This is a genomic window from Paenarthrobacter sp. PPS72, from assembly GCF_048537125.1.
Classification (GTDB): domain Bacteria; phylum Actinomycetota; class Actinomycetes; order Actinomycetales; family Micrococcaceae; genus Arthrobacter; species Arthrobacter nitroguajacolicus_E.
The window spans coordinates 71,150-92,342 of sequence record NZ_JBLYIE010000017.1; the positions used below are offsets into that span (position 1 = coordinate 71,150).

Sequence of the window (21,193 nt, forward strand, 5' to 3'; positions counted from 1 at the left end):
CCTGTTAGAGGTCGATGTCCCGCAGCTTGTCCTTGTCCCAGGGAACGGTCCAGCCCAGTTCGTCGAAGAGGCCGCTGAGGACCATCCCGGTGAAGCCCCACACCAGCACGCCGTTGACGGTGAAACCAGGGCTGGTGTATGTGCGGCCGAACCTGGAAATGGTGGCTGTGACCCGGTTGACGGGATCCAGGAGGTCGCGCACCGGCACCCTGAAGACCTGCGCGGATTCGGCGTAGTCCACTACGCGAACCGGGGATGGCGCATCCCACCACGCGAGGACCGGAGTTACCCGGAAGTTGCTCCGGATAAGTCCAAGCTCAGGGATAACACCAAGAACCCGGACACCACTTGCATCCAGCCCGGTCTCTTCCACGGCTTCGCGAAGGGCAGCGGCCACTACCGTCTCATCTTCCGGGTCTACGCTGCCGCCCGGGAACGCCACTTGGCCCGGATGGTCGTCAAGGGTGTGCGCCCGTTCGAGCAGGAGGACATCAAGGTCGGCCGGTGCTATGGGGCGTCCTGATTCGGCAGGAATGTTGTCCAGCACACCGAAAAGCATCAGGACCGCCGCGGCCCGGTTGGTTTCCGGAGTGACGGGGAGCTTCTCCCACAGGGCCGAGTGCTGTTGCTTACCGTTTTCAAAGCGGGTGACCAGTGCGGATAGTTCTTCAAGCGCGGTCACCCGGGCCTCCTTTGCGATTCCATGCGGATCTCCGCGGCCCTATGCGTCTCTGCCAGGAGTTGCTTCAGCAAAGCTTCGTTGCCCGGTGCAAGCTCGTACTTCAGCAGCTTGGCTGCCTTGACCGGGTCCGTTTCGCCCTCTCCGTAGCTCGGGCAGAGGCTGGCGACCGGGCAAGCACCACAGGCGGGTTTCCTGGAATGGCAAATCCTGCGCCCGTGGAACACCACCCGGTGGGAGAGCATGGTCCAGTCCCGGGGTTCAAACAATTCCGCGACATCGAACTCGATCTTCACAGGATCATCCGAGGCCGTCCATCCGAACCGGCGGGCCAGCCGGCCGAAGTGCGTATCCACCGTGATCCCGGGAATACCGAATGCGTTGCCCAGAACGACGTTCGCGGTCTTCCGCCCTACGCCCGGGAGCGTCACCAAGTCTTCAAGACGTCCCGGGACCACGCCGTCGTACTCATCCACAAGCCGCGTGCTGAGCGCCAGCACGTTCCGGGCTTTGGCCCTGAAGAAGCCCGTCGGCTGGAGTATGGTCTCCAGCTCGACCGGATCCGCTTCAGCCATGGCGCGGGCATCCGGGTAGCGGGCAAACAGGATTTTGGTGACCTGGTTGACGGCCACATCCGTGGTTTGGGCCGAGAGGACCGTGGCCACCACCAGCTCAAAGGGGTTCCTGAAATCCAGCTCTGCATGGGCGTAGGGATACTTATCAGCGAGAACCCTGTTGATCTTGCGAGCCCGGCGTTTGAGCGCGAGCAGGGAACCGGCTTCGGCGATGGCCACGGGGTCCTGCTTAGCCGCGTTCGATGTTGCTGAGCTCCCGAAGAACCCCAACCTTGCCATCGGTGTCCTGAACCAGGAATTCGTGTCCGCGGTCCTCGAGTGCCAGGACCCAACCACCGGGTTCGATGGTGAAGGCCGGAGCACCCGTGTGTTCGTCATATGCAGTCCGCGGCTGTGCGACAGCGAACCAGAAGGCTTCATACTGTGGCGCATCGGATTCTTCCGGTCGGCTTGCCGGGTCCACGGTTGCGCCGATCGAGTCGCTGACCCTGCGCGTGTCACCGGAGACTATGGGCGTTGCCATGGTGGCAGCCCAAGGCTGCTGAGGCGCTGGTTGGCTCGCCTGCTGGGCCGCGTGCTGGGTGGTGGCAGGCTGCGCCGCGTGCTGGGTAGTGGCAGGCTCGGCCGGCGAACCCTGAGCGGGGACCCGGGCATCCTTGGCGCCGGAACCTCCAGCCGGTTCCGCCTTGTCAGGCGATGACGAAGCAGGAGATGCGCCAGCGCCGGAAGGCACGGGAGCAACTGCAGAGCCAGCGGATGCCGGTCCTGTTGTTGTCGGGCCTGTTGTTGCCGGTCCTGTCATTCCGGAGCCGCTTCCGTCTGCAGGCTTGGCGTCCGCTGCATGTACGACGGCGGAGGCTTCAGTTGCAGGCGACGGCGTGGTTCCGTAGCTGGCCGGCGGAGCGAAGGGGCTTGCACCTGCTGCGGGAGAACCCGCGCCGGGAGCGCCCGTGGAGGCAGCTGCAGCAGCTGTACCTGAAACATGCGAGACGGGAGCCTGGTTGCCGGGCGCCGCCCCCTGGAACCCGGGTGCCGCCCCCTGGAACCCGGGCGCCGATCCATGGAATCCGGGGGTTGAACCGGCGCCCTCGGACGGCTTGGGGGCTTTGGGAGCCTTGGGAGCCGCCGGCTTGCGGCTGGGCACAGCTGCCTCGCGGGCGACAACGTGCGCCGGCTGCTCAGCCCGCCCCTTGAAATCAGCGGAGAGCCACGGAAGATGAGGGGCAAGGACGGTCGCGGCCAGCAGGCCCACGGAACCAACCAATCCCAGCAGTACGCTGCCGTTGAAGGAGTTGGCAATGGTGAGGAAGAACAAGGGGAAGGCGAACGAGGCAACCACGGACGCGAACTGGTCCACGGACAGCGAGCCAATTCGGACGATTGTTCCCGGCTGCAGCCTGCGGGCCACGAAGAGTGCCGCCACCACCAGCGGGAGGATGATGCCCAGCAGCAGGAAGAACAGGTTTCCGAGGTTCCAGAGGTTGTACAGGTCCCCGAACATCGGCAGCAACGAGGCGACGAACATCAGGAGCGTGGAGCCGAAAACAGTAAGGTCCCGGATGGTGAACGGCCCGGCAACGGCGTCATACTTGGCGGCATCGCCCTGGGCAGCAGCGTCGCCCTGAGCAGCAGCGCCGTTCTTGGCCGCAGCGTCCTTCTTGGCAGGAGCTCCGGAGGTACCCGTGGCAGGATTCCCAGCAGCGTTTCCACCGGCAGCGGTGGCCGTTCCAGCCGTGGTGTCCGGTCCCGTCGGCTGTGAGTCGTGCGGGCCTGGGCTCAGCTGGTTCATCTATTTCTCCTTCGTACGGCGGCGTCTTGGACAGTCCGGCCCGGCGACCTCCGCGGAATCCCGCCGAGAACCGGACACGCCAGAAGTGCGTCCCAAGACGTCTTCAGCCTATGCCACCCCACTGACAGGGTTCTAGCTGAAAACGGCCATACCGCTCCGCCCACAGCAAACTCCAAGGTTCCTTACAGAATGTAATCAACACTTAGGCCCCCAGCAGCGGCAGCCCGCGGCCGCCGTCGTGCGTCATGTAAGCGGTTCCCCACTGCCTAAGCCGCCATTCGTCGCTAAATCCGCGCCGCTCACTGCCGCATTTGTGACGACGCACACGTAGGACTTCCCGAAGCGATAGTGTTGATGGCGGACAGCACTTTGCGGATCCTTGGGGGACGCGCTCGACGCCGACGACGGCCCGGGCGGGAACCTCACGGCAGGATCCGCGCAGCAAAGATCGATGAATGATGAGGTTCACCATGTCCCAGGACACCACCGGATCCACGGCCACCGCTGCAGCTTCAACTGCTCAGAACGGTCCCGCCGCACACGTTGAGGCGCTTGAAAACCTCCTCCACGAGAACCGTAAGTTCGCTCCGTCGGCAGAGTTCGCCGCGAACGCCGTCACAAGCGCTGACGCCTACAAAGAGGCAGAAGCGGACCGTCCTGCGTTCTGGGCCAAGCAGGCCCGCGAGCTGTTGAGCTGGGACAAGGACTTTACGGAAACTCTGGACTGGTCCAATCCTCCGTTTGCCAAGTGGTTCGTGGGCGGCGAAGTCAATGCCGCGTACAACGCACTGGACCGCCATGTGGAAAACGGCTTGGGCGACCGCGTGGCGATCTACTTCGAAGGTGAACCCGGTGACACCCGCACCTACACGTACGCGGAACTGACCGAAGAAGTGAAGAAAGCCGCCAACGCCTTCGAGTCCCTCGGTGTGGCCAAGGGTGACCGCGTGGCCGTGTACCTGCCCATGATCCCCGAGGCTGTTATTACGCTCCTTGCCTGCGCCAGGATCGGCGCCGTGCACTCCGTGGTGTTCGGCGGCTTCTCCGCGGACGCCCTGCGGTCCCGGATCGAGGACGCCGAAGCCAAGCTCGTGGTCACCGCCGACGGAACCTACCGGCGCGGCAAGCCGAGCGCGCTGAAGCCGGCCGTGGACGAAGCCCTGTCCAAAGAAGGTCATACGGTCCAGAACGTTGTTGTGGTCAAGCGCAACGGCGAGGACGTCAACTGGGTGGAAGGCCGCGACCTCTGGTGGAGCGAGACGGTAGATACGGCATCAACCGAGCACACCGCCGTGGGCCATGACTCCGAACACCCGCTGTTCATCCTCTACACCTCCGGCACCACGGGCAAGCCCAAGGGCATCCTGCACACCACCGGCGGGTACCTCACGCAGGCTGCGTACACGCACAAGGCCGTGTTTGATCTCCATCCCGAAACGGATGTGTACTGGTGCACGGCCGACGTCGGATGGGTCACCGGCCACTCGTACGTCACCTACGCTCCGCTCATCAACGGCGCTACCCAGGTCATGTACGAAGGCACCCCCGACTCCCCCCACCAGGGCCGCTGGTGGGAAATCGTGGAGAAGTACAAGGTGTCCATCCTGTACACCGCGCCGACCGCGATCCGGACGTTCATGAAGTGGGGCCGGGACATCCCGGACAAGTACGATCTCTCCTCCATCCGCGTGCTGGGCTCCGTGGGCGAATCCATCAACCCCGAAGCGTGGATGTGGTACCGCGACGTCATCGGTGCCAACGCAGGCAAGAACGGTGAAAAGAAGGAACACCCCGCCCCGATCGTGGACACCTGGTGGCAGACTGAAACCGGCGCCCAGATGATCGCACCGCTGCCCGGAGTGACCGCCACCAAGCCCGGCTCCGCGCAGGTTCCGCTGCCCGGCATCGCCATTGACGTTGTAGACGAAAACGGCCAGTCCGTGGCCAATGGCGAGGGCGGCTACCTGGTGGTCCGCGAGCCGTGGCCCTCCATGCTGCGCGGCATCTGGGGCGACCCCGAGCGGTTCAAGGACACCTACTGGTCCCGCTTCGAGGCCATGTACTTCGCCGGCGACGGTGCCAAGAAGGACGAGGACGGCGACGTCTGGCTTCTCGGCCGCGTGGACGACGTCATGAACGTCTCCGGCCACCGCCTCTCCACCACGGAGATCGAATCGGCACTGGTCAGCCACCCGTCCGTGGCTGAAGCGGCCGTGGTTGGTGCCGCTGACGAGACCACTGGACAGGCCGTGGTGGCGTTCGTCATCCTCCGCGGTGACGCCGTGAACAACGGTGATGAAACCGTCCTGGAACTGCGCAACCACGTGGGCAAGGAAATCGGCCCCATTGCCAAGCCCAAGCAGCTCCTGATCGTTCCGGAACTGCCCAAGACCCGCTCCGGCAAGATCGTCCGCCGCCTCCTCAAGGACATCGCCGAAGGCCGCGATACCGGCGACGCCACCACATTGGCCGATCCCGGCATCATGACCCAGATCGCGGAGTCCCTCCGTAAGTAGTTACTTCGTTTCAGTAGTTAATGCACGACGACGCCGCTCACCTCCCAAGGCGAGCGGCGTCGTCGTGCGTTAAGGCGCCGTGCGTGAAGGCGTTGTCCGCAACGGACTATCGTGACGCAGGCGTGACCGTCGCCGCGCTTGGCCTGCCGGGCTCTGGAAGCCGGCCGCCCTAGACTGGAGCCAGATTCAGCCCCATGTTTGACGAGGTTCCCAGAAAGGCCCTGATGCTTCAGGCAGCACGCCACTCCGCCATCATCGACGCCGTCCAGCGCGAACGCGTGGTGCGGGTCTCGGACCTCGCCCAAGTGCTGGGGGTCTCCCCCATGACTGTGCGCCGGGACATCGAAGCACTCGAGGAAGCCGGCCGCGTGGAGCGCATACACGGCGGAGCCAAGCTTCCAGGCGATGCGAGCACCCACGAGCCCGGCTTCGAGCTCAAGTCCACGCAGCTTCCCGCGGAGAAGCACGCCATTGCGGTGGAGGCGGCGTCCCTTGTCCAGGAGGGCATGGCGATCGGCCTCGGTGCGGGCACCACCACCTGGGCGCTGGCGAAGGAACTCGTCAACGGTCCCCGTATCACCGTGGTCACCAACTCCGTGCGTATCGCAGACCTGTTCCACCACGGTTCCTCGTCCGGCCCCGCACGCTTCGGGTCCACGGTAATCCTGATCGGTGGCGAACGAACACCGTCGGACGCACTGGTAGGCCCCATAGCGACTTCTTCACTGAAGCAGCTCCACTTGGACGTCTTGTTCCTGGGCGTCCACGGCATGGACGCCCACGCGGGCTTCACTACTCCCAACCTGCTGGAAGCCGAGACCAACCGCGCCTTCATGGCGTCCGCCCGGAGCACAGTTGTCCTGGCCGACCACAGCAAGTGGGGCGTGGTGGGCATTGCCTCGATCGCCCAGCTGGAAGAAGCTGACGAACTGATCACGGACTCGCTGCTGGGTGAAGACGCCCGGCGCGTACTGGCCGAGAACGTTGCAAAACTCCGAATCGCCGAGGCGTGACCGTGGTAGGTGGGTCTCATACCCCGGGTGGAGGCCGGCCGGCAGAGTTCAGCCGCCGGACTGACGCCGCAGGGTAGGGGCCGCAGGGATGCTGGATATATGAACGCCATCCTCCACGCCCAGCAGCTCACCAAGCACTACCCCGGCAGCATCGCCTTGGACCACGTCGACTTCACAGCGAATGCCGGCGAGTCCATTGCGATCATCGGACCTTCCGGTTCCGGTAAAACAACACTCCTGCACTGCCTCGCCGGAATTTTGAGGCCCGACGCCGGTGCCATCACCTTGACCACTCCTTCCTCGCCTTTGCGGCTGGATACCTTGGGAGATGCCGCGCTGTCCCGGCTGCGGCGCGAGGAGTTCGGCTTCGTTTTCCAGCAAGGCATGCTGCTTCCGGAGCTCACTGCCTTGGAAAACGTGGCCTTGGCTCTCATGCTCAACGGCACAGACCGCACCACTTCAGAGGCCAGGGCGGCGGAATGGCTTGGTGCTTTGGGTCTTGCCGGGATGGAACAACGCCGATTGGGTGAGCTCTCCGGCGGACAGGTACAGCGCGTGGCCATCGCCCGCGCCCAAGTCACCGGCGCCAGGGTTGTCTTCGCTGACGAGCCCACCGGCGCTTTGGACTCGGCCACCTCCACGGAAGTCCTGGACGTTCTCCTCCACTCAGTAGCCGCCAACGGCCGGACACTGCTGGTCGTCACACACGATCCCAACGTCGCGGCCCGCTGCCGGCGCGTCGTGGAGTTGCGCGACGGCAGGATCGTCGCAGACAGCGGAAGCCCCGTTCCGGCACCCAATCTTCCAGCGCAAGCGAGCCCGGCAGCGCCGGACATGCAACTAGCGCCGGGCATGCAAGCAGCGCCGGGCACCGCCAACTTCAAGGGCGCCTTCAATGTCTAGCCTTTCCATGGCCCTGCGCCTCACCCCGTATCTTGCCCGAAGCAACGGGAGCGGTTTCCGGGAATCCGGTCTTCGCGACGCCGGGCTTCCTATCCTCGCTTTCGGAACCGTCACCGCGCTGCTCCTCACCGTAGCCGGAGGTTCACAGGTCTTCTGGTCCTGGTCCGACGACATCGCGGGCACTTACCAAGCCTTGGCCGTCGTCGCCATGGTCTTGCTCATCATCCCGTTGTTGACGCTCGGTGCCTCGGCCGCGCGACTTGCCGCCCGTCGTCGTGATGACCGGTTGGCCTCGCTGCGGTTGTTGGGCGCCAATAGCGCGACAGTGGTTTGGATGACCGTCATTGAGTCCACGGTCCTCGCGGCCGTAGGGGCTTTGGCAGGCTCGGGGCTCTATGCCTGCATCGCGCCTTTCCTGGGGCTTATCCAATTCCGGGGCCAGGCAATCGGCAGCCACGCATGGCTATCAGTGCCGTCCATCCTCGGCTGCGTCCTGGCAGTCTGTGTCCTGGCCGCGGTGAGCGCTGCCCTGGGGCTCCGGAAAGTCGTGGTGACACCGTTGGGAGTCCGGACCCGGCAAACGCCCGACGGCGCGCACTGGGTTCGTGGACTCATCGCCGCTGTTGTGGTGGTTGTGGGAGTGGTGGCGATGGGGATGCTCAGCAGCTTCGGTACATTCATTGTGATCGTCGCCGTTATGGGTGGCTGCTTTGGACTGGCGCTGCTGGCGTTGAACCTCATGGGGCCATGGGTCCTGCGGCTTCGGGCGTCGTCTCAGCTCAAGCGGGCCAAACGACCCGAACAACTGCTGGCTGCGAGGACCGTGCTGGAAAGTCCCAAGGAATCGTGGCGGCAGGTTGGGGGCGTCGCGATGACCAGTTTTGTGGGCGTATTCGTGGGTGTCGGCATGGCTGTGGCTGACAGCATGGGCACCGGCGGCGACGCTGAAGCCACGCTGCTGGTCCGGGACATCAACACCGGAGTGATGATCACCCTGCTGGGCTCATTCCTGATGGTCGCTTGTTCTGCGGGCGTGAACCAGGCTGCTGCCGTCCTTGACCGGGCCTCCACCCTGGTGGCATTGGACCGGGTTGGAATGCCCCGGAAGCTCATGGTGGCGGCGCGGGTCAAAGCCGTGATGTCGCCACTCTTCCTGGTGGCGGGCATTTCAGCTGCCGCAGCTGCCGTCCTGGTCCTGCCCCTGACGGGTGCTGTCCTGCTGACCCAGCCCGTGGTGTTCCTGACCATCGGAGGGGTGTTCGCGGCCGGCTTCCTGCTGGTCCGGCTGGCCGTTGCCGCCGGAACAGCACAGATCGGCCAGGTGCTGGCCCGGCCCGAGCGCTACGCAAGCATGGACTCGTAACCCGGCGGGCCGCCGTCGTAATCTCCCGCGCGGCGGGTTACTCGCAACCGCAGGACTGCCGGATGATCAGCTCCGTAGGCAGGATCCGGTGTTGCAGCTCATCTCCGCGGCTCTTGCCTACCAAGGCCTGCACAGCCGCTTCTGCCATCGCTTTGACAGGCTGGGCAACCGTAGTCAGCGCAGGCCAGCTGTATTCGGAGTCCAAGGAGCCGTCGAAGGACACCAACGCAAGGTCCTCGGGCACTCGAACACCCGCCTCATGAAGGGCGCGCAGGATACCGATGGCCTGCATATCGTTGCTGGCGAAAATCGCGGTGGGGCGATTGGCCATGGAGAGGAAGCGCTTGCCAACCTCATAGCCGCCCGGCCGGCTGAAGGGACCATGCAGCATGGGCCCGTCCGGCAGTCCGGCGTCACGCAGAGTCGCCAGCCACCCCACCTCGCGCCCATCCAGTTGATTGCCGGTATTGGTGCCGATCGCCAAGCCAATGTTCGTATGCCCATGGCCAATCAGGTGCTCCACGGCGGCGCGCGCTCCGGCCTGAAGGTCAACGCCCACGCTACTGAATTCCGGTGGCGAGCCTGCGTTGTTCAGGAGGACTGCGGGGATTTCCGAAGCCTCAAGTTCCGAAACGTCGGGATCGAACACACAACTGGCCAGGAAAACCCCGTCCACCTGGCGGGCGGCCAAGGTGCGGATATTCTTGCGTTCACGCGTCAAGCTTCCATCGGAGTTGGTGAGTACCATTCCGAAGCCAAGTTCCGCTGCGGCGTCTTCCACAGCGTGGGCCAGTTGCGTGAAAAACGGGTTGGTGTTGTCCGGAACCACCACGCCGATAGTCTCGCTGGATCCCAACTTCAAGGCCCGGGCGGCCGCGTTGGGCCGGTATCCCAGGACACGGATGGCATCGCGCACTTTGGCTTCCGTCGCCGGGGCCACGTTCTTGGGCCCACCGTTCACCACATAACTCACGACGGCGGTACTCACCCCGGCGTATCGGGCCACGTCTTTGCGTGTTACCGGGCCGCGCGAGGTTTGTACCGCCGAAGTTGTCATGGGGTAAATGCTAGCTACTCCACGGGAGCATCACCGAAGTCACGGATGGGGAGGCGCTCGCCGCCCCGAAGCGCAGACTCATGGGCGACGATTCCCGGCAACGTGAAACGGGCCGCCACCCAGGCGTTGACCGGAGGAAGGCTGCGGTTGTTCACGGCCGTGACAAAGTCGTCCACCAGGAATTGGTGGCTTCCTTCATGACCGTTGGGCGCTCCGAGGAACTCCTGCGGAAGCCTGGACTGGTCATGCACCGGAGCCAGTCCGGAAATGAAGGCATCCCGCAGCTCAGGGGCAACATCTGCCAGCGATGGGTCATCCAGGGACATGGTGGGCTTGGTTTCCACCTGATCCGAGACGTCCTCCACCGTGGACTTGTCCTGCCACACGGTGGTGGTGGCAAGCTGCTCGAAGCTGGCGTCGGTGCCGAAGAAACGGAAACGGGACTCACGAATGTGTGATGGGTACCCGACTCGGCGCATCTCGTTGGTGCGCATCGCACCGCCGTCGTTCATTTCAAACAGCGCCGTGGCGTTGGAGAAGTCGTTGGCGAACATGCTTACGTCCTTGTCGAAGACGCCATCGCCGCGATGGTCCTTCACACCGATGCAGCTCACGCTGACCGCATGCCCGGGGACGGCACCAAGCACGCCACCGATCGCGTGCGTGGGGTAGAGCATGGGAGGGTAGCTGGCCGTTTCCTTCCATCGTTCTCCGCCGCTGTATTGGTAGGCCTCATAGAATCCGAGGTCCATGTCATGGACGTAGTCGCCCTCGGTGTAGAAGATGCGGCCGAATTTGCCTGCTGCGTGTTGCTGCCGGGCGAAGACAGTGGCCGGGTTGTAATAGCTGGTCTCACCCATGGCGTAGACAAGCTTGGTCTCACGCACGGCCTCGATGATCCGTTCAATCTCCTCTTCGGAAATGGCCATGGGCACGGCTGAATAGACGTGCTTTCCGGCACGCAGCGCCCGCTCTACGAGCGGCCCGTGGGTCCACCGCTGCGTGAAGATGGCCACGGCATCGACGTCGGACTCCAACAGCTCCTCAAAGCTGCCCAGCACTCCATCCAATCCCCACCGTTCCTGCGCTGCGGCTGCCCGTTCGGGGAGTTCGTCGATTGCGTAGACCGCGCTGACACCCGGGTGGATCTTGAACAAGTGGGCGAACTGGCTGCCGAACTGTCCAGCACCCACAACACCGATCGAAAACGTCATTGTTTGCCTTCCTTGGGGCTGCCGAAGCGGCCTCCGCTGTTTACTGACCTGATTTCCCGTCGAGTCTTCCACCGCGATCTACTCGAGTCAATGGAAGCAACATAAGTGAACATTTTTCACCACAAAGTTTGCAGCTGGCCTTGCGCTGATCAAATCTACTCGTGTAGATTCTCATCCAGTTGTTATGCACATCACAGCCACGAAAGGGTCGACGATGACCACGCTCACCAAGCAACCAGATCCGGGGCTCTCCTCCGCCAGGGCGCCGCGGAAGTCACGGAGACGGGGAAAACCAGCCGATGGGTTCCGTGGGATCGGAGACCTCAAGGTTGCGCTCTTCTTCATCGCCCCGGCGATGCTCGGACTGATCCTCTTCTACCTTGTCCCCACCATCCGGGGCATTTACCTCAGCTTCACCGAGTACAGCATCCTGGGCGACCCGGAATGGATTGGCACGCGGAACTATGAACGCATAGCCAAGGATCCGCTGTTCTGGAACGCCTTGGGTGTCACCTCGGAATACGTGGTGATCAACATTGTCCTCCAGACCGCGTTGGCCCTGGGCCTTGCCATCCTGATGCACCGTGTCGCAAAGTCCACGCTCGTCCGTGGTGCGCTCCTGATGCCCTACCTGATGGCAAACGTCATCGCCGCCCTGCTGTGGTTCTGGATGCTTGACTACCAGATCGGCATCATCAACCAGATCATCGAATGGACCGGTCTTCCCCGGGTGGCCTTCTTCGGCAGCGAGCAATGGGCCATCCCCACCCAGGCACTCATCAACACGTGGCGGCACATGGGCTACACAGCGCTCCTGATCTTCGCCGGGCTCCAAGCCATACCCAACAGCGTCTATGAGGCCGCCAGCATCGACGGTTCCAAGGCGGCGAGCACCTTCTGGCGGATCACGCTGCCGCTGCTCCGGCCAGTCCTGGTACTGGTCCTCGTAGTAACTGTGATCGGTTCTTTCCAGGTCTTTGACACCGTTGCCGTCACAACGGCCGGCGGTCCTGTCAACGCCACCCGGGTCCTGCAGTTCTACATCTATCAACGTGCCTTCAATGAACAGGACTTCGGCTACGGATCCGCCTTGGCTGTCATCCTCTTCCTCATCCTCGCCATCGTCGCTTTCATCCAGATGAAGTTCCTCCGCGGCAACCAGTCGGACCTGGACTAAGGACTCGCCATGACCACTCTTGCCTCACCCAAGAACGGCGCCAGCCGTCGCCCGCTCAGCCGCCCCTTCAACTGGCGCCGCGCCATCGCCCTGACCCTTCTCGCCTTGGCTGTTGCCGTAAGCATCCTGCCCTTCTACTGGGTGCTTCGCACGGCCCTGTCCTCCAACGGCTCCCTTGCCGCGAACTCCGCCAACCTGCTGCCGGCCGACTTCAACCTGGGTGCGTTCAAGCGCGTTTTCGGCCTCCAGAGTGCCTCCGAAGCCATCGCGGAAGGCGGCTCCGGCGCTTCGATCAACTTCTGGCAATACCTTTGGAACTCGCTGCTCTTCTCCGGGATCACTACAGCCTGCGCCGTGTTCTTCAGCTCAATGGCCGCCTATGCCTTCTCCCGGCTCCGGTGGAAAGGACGGGACGCAGTCTTCTCGCTGTTCCTTGCCACCATGCTCGTCCCGCCGATCTTTACCGCCCTGCCCAACTTCCTGCTCATCAAGAACCTGGGCCTGCTCAATTCCATGCTCGGACTCGTGTTGCCTTACTTGTTCATGACCCCGTTCGCGATCTTCTTCATGCGCCAGTTCTTCCTGAACATGTCCAGGGAAGTTGAAGAAGCTGCAATGCTCGACGGCGCCAAGCACTGGCGGATCTTCTTCCAAATCATCATGCCCAATGCCGCTGCCCCGATTGCCACCCTGGCGCTGCTGACCTTCATGGGTCAGTGGAACGAATACTTCTGGCCTCTACTGGTAGGCACCTCTGAGGAATCCCGGGTGCTCACCGTGGGACTGGGGGTCTTCAAATCCCAGTCTCCGCAGGGCGCACCGGACTGGTCCGGGCTCATGGCCGCAACGCTCGTGTCCGCCACACCTGTGCTGATCCTCTTTGCCATCTTCGGTAAACGGATCGTCAACTCCATCGGCTTCAACGGCACCAAATAGCTTTCTCTACCTCCCCCCGCAGAAACCGGCGTGTGCCGGCACGCACCCACCCGTCCCGAAAGGACCAACCATGATGAACAAGAAGCCACTCGGCGCCGTCGCCGTCGCGGCAGCTGCCATCCTCGCACTTTCCGCCTGCGCCGGCGGAAGCTCCGGAGGAGACGCTGCCAAAGGCGAGATCAATTATTGGCTCTGGGACGCCAATCAGCTCCCCGCCTACCAGCAATGCGCCACCGACTTCACCCAGGCCAACCCGGACATCACCGTCAAAATCACCCAGACAGGTTGGGACGACTACTGGTCCAAGCTCACCAACGGCATGGCCGCCGGCACTGCACCGGACGTCTTTACGGACCACCTGTCCAAGTACCCGGAGTTCCTCAAGACCAAGCAGTTGGTGGCCCTTGACGACGACAACGCCGATCTTTCACAGTACAACGAAGGCCTCGCAGATCTCTGGGTGGGCCAGGACGGCAAGCGCTATGGCCTCCCCAAAGACTGGGACACCATTGCATTGTTCTACAACCAGAAGATGGCCACCGACGCCGGCATTACCCCTGAACAGATGGGCTCCCTGGCCTGGAACCCGCAGGATGGCGGAACGTACGAGAAAGCAATCGCCCGTCTCACCGTGGACAAGAACGGCAAGCGCGGCGACGAAGCAGGCTTCGACAAGAACAATGTTGCCGTTTACGGTTTAGGCCTGCCTGGCTCCGATGCCGAGAACGCCGGCCAGACGCAGTGGAGCTACCTGTCCGCCACCACTGGTTGGACCACCACGGATAAGAACCCTTGGGGCACCCACTTCAACTACGACGACAAAAGGCTTCAGGACACCATCGACTGGTGGGCCTCGCTCGCCGAGAAGGGCTACATGCCCAAGCTTGAAACCACCGTTGGCGCCAACGCCGCCGACAGCTTCGGCGCAGGCAAAGCGGCCATCAACAGCAACGGTTCCTGGATGATCGGCCAGTACACCGGCTACAAGGGCATCGACCTCGGCATCGCCCCCACACCTCAGGGCCCCGAAGGCAAGCGTGCCTCCATGTTCAATGGCCTGGCGGACTCCGTTTGGGCAGGCACCAAGAAGAAGGACGCCGCCATCAAGTGGGTCGAGTACCTGGGCTCCACCGCCTGCCAGGACGTCGTTGCCTCCAAGGCCGTGGTGTTCCCCGCCATCACCACCTCCTCCGAGAAGGCCGCAGAGGCCTTCAAAGCCAAGAACGTGGACGTCAGCGCCTTCACGCAGCACGTGAAGGACAAGACCACCTTCATGCTCCCCATCACGGACAATGCCTCCAAAGTTTCGGGAATCATGAAGCCGGCAATGGACGCGGTGATCGCCGGGAAGTCCCCGGCCAGTTCGCTGACGGCCGCGAATGAACAGGTCAACGCACTCTTCGCTAAGTAAACCCACCCGTTGCGGGGCCCGCTCTGCGCTCCATTTCCTTCGCGTAGCGCGCAGAGCGGGCCCCACAACACTTCTGTACCGGCTCAAAGCCAACCCGATTGAAAGTGACTCCATACATGCACCCGCTCCATCTCCGTTCCGCAGGTACCAGCCTGGTGATCAGCACCCACCGAGGCGAGGCTGAGATAACCCACTGGGGAGCCGACCTGGGCGATGCCTTGCCGGACCTCGCCATCCTTAACGAGCCCATTCCGCCCTCCTCCATCGACGCCAACGTCCCCGCAGGGCTCCTCCCCCAGGCTTCCTCGAGTTGGCAGGGCAGGCCGGGACTTCGCGGCCACCGCTTCACGGATGGCGTACCCGGCTTTGATTTCTCCATCCGTCTTCGCGTGGCGAGCGCGACGGCCGATGGCAGCACAGCAGTCATCGTCCAAGCAGACCCCGACGCCGGTATCACGGTGACCAGCAACCTCACCCTGCACCCGGGCGGGCTTCTCGAACTGCGGCACTCGGTGACGAACCACGGCACGTCGCCTTTCCAGGTGGATGAGTTGGCGACGATGCTCCCGGTGGCGCCTGACGCCGTCGAACTTTTGGACCTGACCGGCCGTTGGTGCCGTGAACGCCACCCTCAGCGCCGGGACATTCAGCAAGGAACCTGGGTTCGTACAGGCCGTCACGGCCGTACCGGGCACGACTCCTCCTTGCTGCTTGCTGCGGGAACTGCCGGGTTCGGCAACCGGCACGGCAAGGTGTGGGCCACGCACCTTGCCTGGAGCGGCAACCACGAGCAATTTGCGGACAGCGTTGCCGATGGACGCACCATGGTGGGTGGCTCCGAGCTGCTGGGACCAGCCGAAGTAGTCCTTCAGCCCGGCGAAAGCTACACCACGCCTGCGCTATTTGCCGCATACTCGGACCGCGGTTTGGACGGGATCTCGGAAGCGTTCTACTCCTGGTTCCGCTCGCGGCCGCACCACGTGGGTGCAGCTACCGGAAAGGCCCGCCCAGTAGTCCTCAACACCTGGGAAGCGGTGTACTTCGACCACAACCTGGAAACCCTGATCGAGCTGGCGGAGTCCGCTGCCGACCTTGGAGTTGAGCGTTTCGTGCTCGACGACGGCTGGTTCCGCGGGCGCCGCGGCGACCACGCCGGCTTGGGCGACTGGTATGTGGACGAAACCCTCTGGCCGAGCGGGCTCACGCCCCTGATTGATGCCGTGACCAGCCACGGTATGGAGTTCGGGCTGTGGGTAGAGCCGGAAATGGTCAACCTGGATTCCGACATCGCCAGGGCGCATCCCGAATGGATCGTTGGGCCTTCCGCCGTTTCCTACAAGGACGGTGGCCGCCTGCCGCTCGGGTGGCGGCAACAACATGTGATCGACCTCGTAAACCCGGACGCCTGGCAGTACATTTACGACCGCATCGACGCGCTGCTCAGTGAGAACAACATCAGCTACCTCAAGTGGGACCAGAACCGCGACCTACTCGAGCACGGGCATGCCGGCCGGGCTTCGGTACACGAGCAAACGTTGGCGGCCTACCGGCTGTTCGATGCGCTCCACGCGGCCCATCCCGGGGTTGAAATCGAAAGCTGCTCCTCCGGTGGCGCCCGCGTGGACCTCGGAATCCTGGAACGGACGGACCGGATTTGGGCCTCGGACTGCAACGACGCCCTGGAACGGCAGACCATTCAGCGATGGACCGGAATGGTGGTGCCGCCGGAGTTGGTGGGCGGCCACATTGGACCCACCACATCGCACACCACCGGGCGGACGCACGACCTCTCATTCCGAGCCATCACGGCGTTGTTCGGACACTTCGGCATGGAGTGGGACGTCCGCTCCGTCACCGGGGCGGAACGTGAAGAGCTCAAGCGATTCATCGGCCTCTACAAGGAACACCGCGGCCTGATCCACAGTGGACGAATGGTGCGGGCAGATGTGCCGGACGAGTCTCTGATGGTGCACGGCGTGGTTGCTGATGCTGCAGTGACCGGGTCCACAGCTGCACTATTCGCTGTGGTGAAGACCCGGACAGGCTTTGGCGAACTCTCCGGACGGGTGACCATCCCGGCGTTGGACCCATCCCGTAAATACCGGGTAGAGGCGATTTTCCCTTCGCCTGGGGACGCCGACTACGGGCACACGTTCACGGAGGCAAAACCGGCCCCTTGGCTGGAGTCCGGAGCTGAAGCTACAGGACGGTTCCTGGGCGAGGTGGGTCTGCCCATGCCCGTCCTGAACCCGGAGCACGCCATCCTGCTGCGGTTCACGGCCCTCTGACGCTCGCTCACATCCCTCGGGCTTCCGGCCGACGCTCGCTCACATCCCACGGGCTTCCGGCCGACGCTCTTTCAGTAACAAAAAAGCCGCCCCGGTTCGCAACCGGGGCGGCTTTTCTTTAGTTGTTTAGCGTGAGCGCTGGCGAAGGCGCTGCATGTCCAGAATCACCACGGCGCGGGCTTCCAGGCGGAGCCATCCACGCTGGACGAACTCGGCCAGTGCCTTGTTCACGGTTTCGCGGGAAGCGCCCACCAGCTGGGCCAGCTCTTCCTGGGTGAGCTCGTGGGCTACCAGGACGCCGTCCGTGGCGGGGCGGCCGAAGCGGTCTGCAAGGTCCAGAAGGGCCTTGGCTACACGGCCCGGGACGTCGGAGAAGACGAGGTCGGAGAGGGAGTCGTTGGTCCGGCGGAGGCGGCGGGCCAAAGCCTGCAGCAGCTGCGCGGAAACCTCGGGGCGCGTGCGGAGCAGCGCGTTAAGGCTCTCGTTCTTGAGCCCGGCCAGGCGGGTTTCCGAGACGGCTGTGGCCGTAGCGGTACGCGGGCTGGGATCGAACAACGCCATCTCGCCGAAAAGCTCACCCGGGCCGAGGATGGCCAGAAGGGACTCGCGGCCATCTGGAGAGGTGCGGCCGAGCTTCACCTTGCCGGAAACGATGAAGTAGAGCTGGTCACCCTGGTCACCTTCGCGGAACACCGAAGCCCCACGTGAAAGGTCCACCTCGGTGAGTTCGTCCGTCAGCAAGCGGAATGCGTCGTCGTCAAGGGTGGCGAAGAGGGGTGCGCGGCGCAATACCTCGATGTCCATGAAATCTCCTGAGTATAAGTTTCGGTCGTGGCGCTCAGGCCATTGTTTCAGAATTTTTCAGCTTCTGTGACGTACTTGGCACGTGAAACGCTGAAACGACGCGGGTTTTGGGCCATCCAGCCCCCTCAAAGAGGTATTCCCGGCTCCGTATCGTGATCGGACTAACGGTTGGTTGTCAGGGTGGACATCTAGAATTGGCGCTACCCGGCTATGAGGAGCATTGGTGTTTGGCTTGACGATATTGGATTTGGCATTGATCCTGATGCTGCTGTCCTACCTGATCTACGGCCTTCGCAACGGCTTTATGGTCACATTGGGTGGAATCGCCGGATTCGTCGTCGGTGCCATTGCCGCCTTCATGGCCGTTCCGCTCGTCAGCGGCTGGGTGGCCGACAGCGGTTGGAGGCTGACCGCCACGGTGGGCGCCGCCGTCGTACTCATCGCTTTGGGCCATGGACTGGGCACCATGATCGGGCGTAAAGTCCGCCATGCCGTACGGATCAAGCCGCTGCACGCAGTGGACCGGTTGATCGGTGGCGTGGTGAGCGTGGTGGTGGCGGCGCTGGTGATGTCCATGCTGGCGTTCAGCATCAGTTCGCTGGGCGTGCCGTTCGTTTCCCAGCAGTTGGCAGAGTCGCGGGTCATCCGCTACATCGACAACCTCACACCCACGCCCGTCAAGAGCACCATGGCTCAGCTGCGTTCCACGGTGATCGGCGACGGCATACCCAAGCTCATTGAGGGCATTGGACCCGTCACTCCGGTGCCCGTTCCCAACGAGTCAACTGACACTCCCGCCTTGAATCAGGCCGCCGATTCGGTCCTCAAGATCGCCGGCACCGCCTTCGAGTGCGGGCAGAACCAGACGGGTTCTGGATTTGTTGTCTCGCCCGGGCGCGTCGTCACCAATGCGCACGTTGTGGCGGGCGTGTCGCAGCCGGTTGTGGAAGTTCCCGACGGCGGCGCGGTGCCGGGTCGCGTGGTGTACTTCGACTCCCAGCGGGACATCGCCGTCCTGGCCGTGGACGGACTGCGGGCCAACCCCCTGCCCTTGAGCGCAGACTTGCCCGAGGGTAGTTCCGCCGCATTTGCAGGGTATCCGCACGGCGGTCCGTTCCAGTCCAAACCAGCCACAGTTCAGGGCATATCGACCATTCTGGTTCCGGATATTTACGGCAACAATCCTTCGCCGGAGCTGGTTTACCGGCTGGCTGGCGATGTTCAGCCGGGCAACTCGGGCGGTCCGCTGCTGACCATGCAGGGACAGGTGGCCGGGTTGATCTTTGCCAAGACCACAACCGACGCCGCCCTCGGCTTCGCTCTCACCATGGCGGATCTGGAACCGGTAGCTGCGCAGGCACCCGGCCTCAGCAGCCCCGTCTCAGCTGGTCAGTGCACCCGCAAGTAACGGATTCCCGGAGTCCTCCGGACCGCTATAGATTGGGAGCCATGACTGAAGCCACTCCTGCCACCGAAACCGGTCGCGGCACCATCCTTGTGATCAATGGCCCCAACCTGAACCTTCTGGGCACCCGCGAGCCGGAGAAGTACGGCACGTCAACCCTGGCCGACGTAGAGCAACTGGCCATGAGTGCAGCGGCTGCCCATGGCTTCACTGTTGACTGCGTTCAGTCCAACCATGAGGGCGACCTCCTGGACGCCATCCACGCAGCGAGGGGCACCGCCGTCGGAATTGTGATCAACGCCGGCGCTTACACGCATACGTCCGTGGCCCTTCGCGACGCCCTGGCGGCTGTGCAGCTGCCCGCCGTCGAGGTCCACATCACCAACGTGCACCAGCGGGAAGAGTTCCGCCACCACTCGTACTTGTCCGGTGTGTGCAACGCGATCATCGTGGGCGCGGGCGTGCTGGGCTACAAACTGGCCATCGATTACTTGGCTGACTCGGTCTAACGTTTCCACGGGTGAGCGAGCGTCCGGCCCAAACCCGAGGGAAGTGAGCGAGCGTCCGGCCCAAACCGAGGGATGTGAGCGAGCGTCCTAGCGCTCGCGCTGGGGCTCTCCGGCTACGGTGCGGGCGGCTTCGACCTCGAGCATGAGGATCCCGCCCTCGTCCACCAGTTTCGCTTGGTACACGTGGGCTTTGCGCTTGTAGCTCAGGTAGGCGATGCAGCCGTTGGCGTTGGCCATCTTTTCGAGCATGATCTCCGAGCCCGGCACCAGAAGCTGGCCGAGCTTGAGGCCCACGGTGTTCTCTTGGCCGATTTCATCACCGAGGGCTGAGGTGTCCCGCATGGTGATGGCTTGGGCGGCACACACCCAGCGGCCCCACACGCCCTTGCTGCCCAGGATGCTGGGCTGCTGGTTCACGGGGACAGTGGCGGCGAAGTACCGGGTGTTGAATCGCGCGTGCGCAAAGTCCGGGCTGAGCCAGTTCACCAAGGGTTTCAGGAGGTCGGTGCGGAGGGACAGTCCGCGCTTGGAGAGCATCTCCGTGAAGGACTTTTCCTGGGCGGCCACGGCTTCGCGCGCGCGCATCCAATCGACGGTGGAGTTCGCCTCCACTGTGGAAGAGGCGTCGGGGCCTGCGAGCAGGACGCCCGTCTCTTCAAAGAGTTCGCGGATGGCGCCCACCACGTGGCGGCGCGCGAGTCCGACGTCGTCCGTTCCCATTTGCTCAGCCCAATGCTGAGGTGTGGGGCCCAGCCAACCTACGGGGTCGTCGTCGGACGGGTCCAAAGAACCGCCCGGGAACGCCACGACGCCCAACGGCGAGGAACCTGGCCTGTATCCAAGCCAGGTTTCCAAGCCGGTGGGCGAATCGCGCAACAGCACAACGGAGGAGGCGTAGCGGGCGGCCCTGGGGGTCCGCTCGCCAAGCTCAAGCCAGTTCCGTGCTGCCCCTTCGAGTTCCGGGGGCAGTACGAACAGACGGCGGGCAAGCTGCGGCAATTGGGTGAACCGGTTCCTTAGCTGAATTCAGCGATGAGCTCGACTTCAACGGGAGAGTCGAGCGGCAGGACAGAAACGCCGACGGCGGAGCGTGCGTGCTTGCCGGCGTCGCCGAATACTTGTCCGAGGAGTTCGGAAGCACCGTTGATCACGCCGGGCTGGCCGGTGAACGTGGATTCGGACGCGACGAACCCGACTACCTTGACGATGCGGGTGACGCGGTCAAGATCGCCGATGACGCTCTTGACTGCTGCGAGGGCGTTGATGGCGCAGAGTGCTGCGTAACGCTTGGCGTCTTCCGGATCAACGGTGGGTTCATCGGACGTGCCCAACTCGCCGAGGGACACCTTGCCCGTAGCTTCGAGTTTGCCGTTAATAAATGGCAGCTGGCCGGAGGTGTAAACGTAGTTGCCCGAGACGATGGCAGGTACGTAGTCGGCGACGGGCGCGGCGACCTCGGGGAGGGTCAATCCGAGCTCGGCCAGACGCTGCTCAACAGCCGAGGTGGGGGCGCCGGATTCCGCGGCAGACGTGGTTTCTGCGGGGGTGGTCATG

At 63.6% G+C, this 21,193-nt stretch carries 18 protein-coding genes; 10 read left to right on the forward strand and 8 right to left on the reverse strand.

The features are described from left to right. Positions 1-4: 4 nt before the first annotated feature. The 3 genes from ACLRGI_RS08385 to ACLRGI_RS08395 are packed head-to-tail and all read right to left on the reverse strand — an operon-like array spanning position 5 to position 3,043. Complete coding sequence (locus ACLRGI_RS08385; RefSeq protein WP_419201216.1) at positions 5-682, reverse strand: NUDIX hydrolase; 678 nt, start codon at positions 680-682, stop codon at positions 5-7. After that, positions 679-1,473 (reverse strand): endonuclease III, encoded by a 795-nt coding sequence (gene nth / locus ACLRGI_RS08390; RefSeq protein WP_419201217.1) that lies wholly within the window; start codon positions 1,471-1,473, stop codon positions 679-681. The genes ACLRGI_RS08385 and nth overlap by 4 nt, the downstream gene beginning before the upstream one ends. Positions 1,474-1,483: 10 nt before the next feature. Then, positions 1,484-3,043, reverse strand: coding sequence for a hypothetical protein (locus ACLRGI_RS08395; RefSeq protein ID WP_419201218.1), 1,560 nt, complete (start codon positions 3,041-3,043; stop codon positions 1,484-1,486). A 470-nt stretch (positions 3,044-3,513) separates the two neighbouring features. Between ACLRGI_RS08395 and acs the strand changes: the two genes are divergently transcribed. From acs to ACLRGI_RS08415, 4 genes are all read left to right on the forward strand, one after another. Further along, positions 3,514-5,559, forward strand: coding sequence for an acetate--CoA ligase (acs, locus tag ACLRGI_RS08400; protein ID WP_419201248.1), 2,046 nt, complete (start codon positions 3,514-3,516; stop codon positions 5,557-5,559). A 224-nt stretch (positions 5,560-5,783) separates the two neighbouring features. Then, on the forward strand, positions 5,784-6,572 hold the full coding sequence (locus tag ACLRGI_RS08405) for a DeoR/GlpR family DNA-binding transcription regulator (RefSeq protein ID WP_419201219.1): 789 nt from the start codon (positions 5,784-5,786) through the stop codon (positions 6,570-6,572). Between the two features lie 99 nt (positions 6,573-6,671). Beyond that, on the forward strand, positions 6,672-7,475 hold the full coding sequence (locus tag ACLRGI_RS08410) for an ABC transporter ATP-binding protein (RefSeq protein WP_419201220.1): 804 nt from the start codon (positions 6,672-6,674) through the stop codon (positions 7,473-7,475). Then, a complete protein-coding gene (locus ACLRGI_RS08415) occupies positions 7,468-8,838 on the forward strand; it encodes an FtsX-like permease family protein (protein ID WP_419201221.1) in 1,371 nt (456 codons plus the stop codon). The genes ACLRGI_RS08410 and ACLRGI_RS08415 overlap by 8 nt, the downstream gene beginning before the upstream one ends. A 37-nt stretch (positions 8,839-8,875) precedes the next feature. Here the strand turns inward: ACLRGI_RS08415 and ACLRGI_RS08420 are convergent, their stop codons facing one another. Together ACLRGI_RS08420 and ACLRGI_RS08425 are read right to left on the reverse strand one after the other, a co-directional pair. Beyond that, positions 8,876-9,895, reverse strand: coding sequence for a LacI family DNA-binding transcriptional regulator (locus ACLRGI_RS08420; RefSeq protein ID WP_419201222.1), 1,020 nt, complete (start codon positions 9,893-9,895; stop codon positions 8,876-8,878). A gap of 14 nt (positions 9,896-9,909) precedes the next feature. Beyond that, on the reverse strand, positions 9,910-11,109 hold the full coding sequence (locus tag ACLRGI_RS08425; protein ID WP_419201224.1) for a Gfo/Idh/MocA family protein: 1,200 nt from the start codon (positions 11,107-11,109) through the stop codon (positions 9,910-9,912). 214 nt (positions 11,110-11,323) lie between these two features. On the opposite strand from ACLRGI_RS08425, the gene ACLRGI_RS08430 reads away from it, so the two are divergent. From ACLRGI_RS08430 to ACLRGI_RS08445, 4 genes are all read left to right on the forward strand, one after another. Continuing rightward, positions 11,324-12,286 (forward strand): carbohydrate ABC transporter permease, encoded by a 963-nt coding sequence (locus tag ACLRGI_RS08430; protein ID WP_419201225.1) that lies wholly within the window; start codon positions 11,324-11,326, stop codon positions 12,284-12,286. A gap of 9 nt (positions 12,287-12,295) precedes the next feature. Then, positions 12,296-13,222: a carbohydrate ABC transporter permease gene (locus ACLRGI_RS08435; RefSeq protein WP_419201226.1), complete on the forward strand. Its 927-nt coding sequence runs from the start codon at positions 12,296-12,298 to the stop codon at positions 13,220-13,222. Positions 13,223-13,292: 70 nt separating this feature from the next. Beyond that, entirely contained in the window at positions 13,293-14,633 is a 1,341-nt protein-coding gene (locus tag ACLRGI_RS08440) for an ABC transporter substrate-binding protein (RefSeq protein WP_419201227.1), read from the forward strand. Between the two features lie 116 nt (positions 14,634-14,749). Continuing rightward, positions 14,750-16,921 carry an alpha-galactosidase gene (locus ACLRGI_RS08445; RefSeq protein ID WP_419201228.1) on the forward strand — a complete coding sequence of 724 codons (2,172 nt, stop codon included), beginning with the start codon at positions 14,750-14,752 and terminating at the stop codon, positions 16,919-16,921. Between the two features lie 126 nt (positions 16,922-17,047). On the opposite strand, the gene ACLRGI_RS08450 is transcribed toward ACLRGI_RS08445, so the two are convergent. Beyond that, positions 17,048-17,725: a Crp/Fnr family transcriptional regulator gene (locus tag ACLRGI_RS08450; protein WP_011775987.1), complete on the reverse strand. Its 678-nt coding sequence runs from the start codon at positions 17,723-17,725 to the stop codon at positions 17,048-17,050. 223 nt (positions 17,726-17,948) lie between these two features. Here ACLRGI_RS08450 and ACLRGI_RS08455 point away from each other — a divergent pair, with 223 nt between their 5' ends. Both ACLRGI_RS08455 and aroQ read left to right on the forward strand, forming a co-directional pair. Beyond that, the gene (locus tag ACLRGI_RS08455) at positions 17,949-19,133 is read left to right on the forward strand and encodes a MarP family serine protease (RefSeq protein ID WP_419201229.1); all 1,185 of its coding nucleotides are present in this window, start codon (positions 17,949-17,951) and stop codon (positions 19,131-19,133) included. Between the two features lie 41 nt (positions 19,134-19,174). Then, entirely contained in the window at positions 19,175-19,639 is a 465-nt protein-coding gene (aroQ, locus tag ACLRGI_RS08460) for a type II 3-dehydroquinate dehydratase (RefSeq protein WP_062071734.1), read from the forward strand. An 87-nt stretch (positions 19,640-19,726) separates the two neighbouring features. On the opposite strand, the gene ACLRGI_RS08465 is transcribed toward aroQ, so the two are convergent. Both ACLRGI_RS08465 and ACLRGI_RS08470 read right to left on the reverse strand, forming a co-directional pair. Beyond that, the gene (locus ACLRGI_RS08465; protein WP_419201230.1) at positions 19,727-20,638 is read right to left on the reverse strand and encodes an NUDIX hydrolase; all 912 of its coding nucleotides are present in this window, start codon (positions 20,636-20,638) and stop codon (positions 19,727-19,729) included. Between the two features lie 17 nt (positions 20,639-20,655). Further along, positions 20,656-21,192: a RidA family protein gene (locus tag ACLRGI_RS08470; RefSeq protein WP_142938025.1), complete on the reverse strand. Its 537-nt coding sequence runs from the start codon at positions 21,190-21,192 to the stop codon at positions 20,656-20,658. Between the last annotated feature and the right edge of the window lies 1 nt (position 21,193).

What these genes read in the sequence shown, in the direction of transcription:
- ACLRGI_RS08395 (WP_419201218.1), bottom strand. Translation starts at nt 3,043, where the DNA reads ATGAACCAGCTGAGCCCAGGCCCGCACGACTCACAGCCGACGGGACCG.
- acs (WP_419201248.1), top strand. Translation starts at nt 3,514, where the DNA reads ATGTCCCAGGACACCACCGGATCCACGGCCACCGCTGCAGCTTCAACT.
- ACLRGI_RS08405 (WP_419201219.1), top strand. Translation starts at nt 5,784, where the DNA reads ATGCTTCAGGCAGCACGCCACTCCGCCATCATCGACGCCGTCCAGCGC.
- ACLRGI_RS08410 (WP_419201220.1), top strand. Translation starts at nt 6,672, where the DNA reads ATGAACGCCATCCTCCACGCCCAGCAGCTCACCAAGCACTACCCCGGC.
- ACLRGI_RS08415 (WP_419201221.1), top strand. Translation starts at nt 7,468, where the DNA reads ATGTCTAGCCTTTCCATGGCCCTGCGCCTCACCCCGTATCTTGCCCGA.
- ACLRGI_RS08420 (WP_419201222.1), bottom strand. Translation starts at nt 9,895, where the DNA reads ATGACAACTTCGGCGGTACAAACCTCGCGCGGCCCGGTAACACGCAAA.
- ACLRGI_RS08425 (WP_419201224.1), bottom strand. Translation starts at nt 11,109, where the DNA reads ATGACGTTTTCGATCGGTGTTGTGGGTGCTGGACAGTTCGGCAGCCAG.
- ACLRGI_RS08430 (WP_419201225.1), top strand. Translation starts at nt 11,324, where the DNA reads ATGACCACGCTCACCAAGCAACCAGATCCGGGGCTCTCCTCCGCCAGG.
- ACLRGI_RS08435 (WP_419201226.1), top strand. Translation starts at nt 12,296, where the DNA reads ATGACCACTCTTGCCTCACCCAAGAACGGCGCCAGCCGTCGCCCGCTC.
- ACLRGI_RS08440 (WP_419201227.1), top strand. Translation starts at nt 13,293, where the DNA reads ATGATGAACAAGAAGCCACTCGGCGCCGTCGCCGTCGCGGCAGCTGCC.
- ACLRGI_RS08445 (WP_419201228.1), top strand. Translation starts at nt 14,750, where the DNA reads ATGCACCCGCTCCATCTCCGTTCCGCAGGTACCAGCCTGGTGATCAGC.
- ACLRGI_RS08450 (WP_011775987.1), bottom strand. Translation starts at nt 17,725, where the DNA reads ATGGACATCGAGGTATTGCGCCGCGCACCCCTCTTCGCCACCCTTGAC.
- aroQ (WP_062071734.1), top strand. Translation starts at nt 19,175, where the DNA reads ATGACTGAAGCCACTCCTGCCACCGAAACCGGTCGCGGCACCATCCTT.
- ACLRGI_RS08470 (WP_142938025.1), bottom strand. Translation starts at nt 21,192, where the DNA reads ATGACCACCCCCGCAGAAACCACGTCTGCCGCGGAATCCGGCGCCCCC.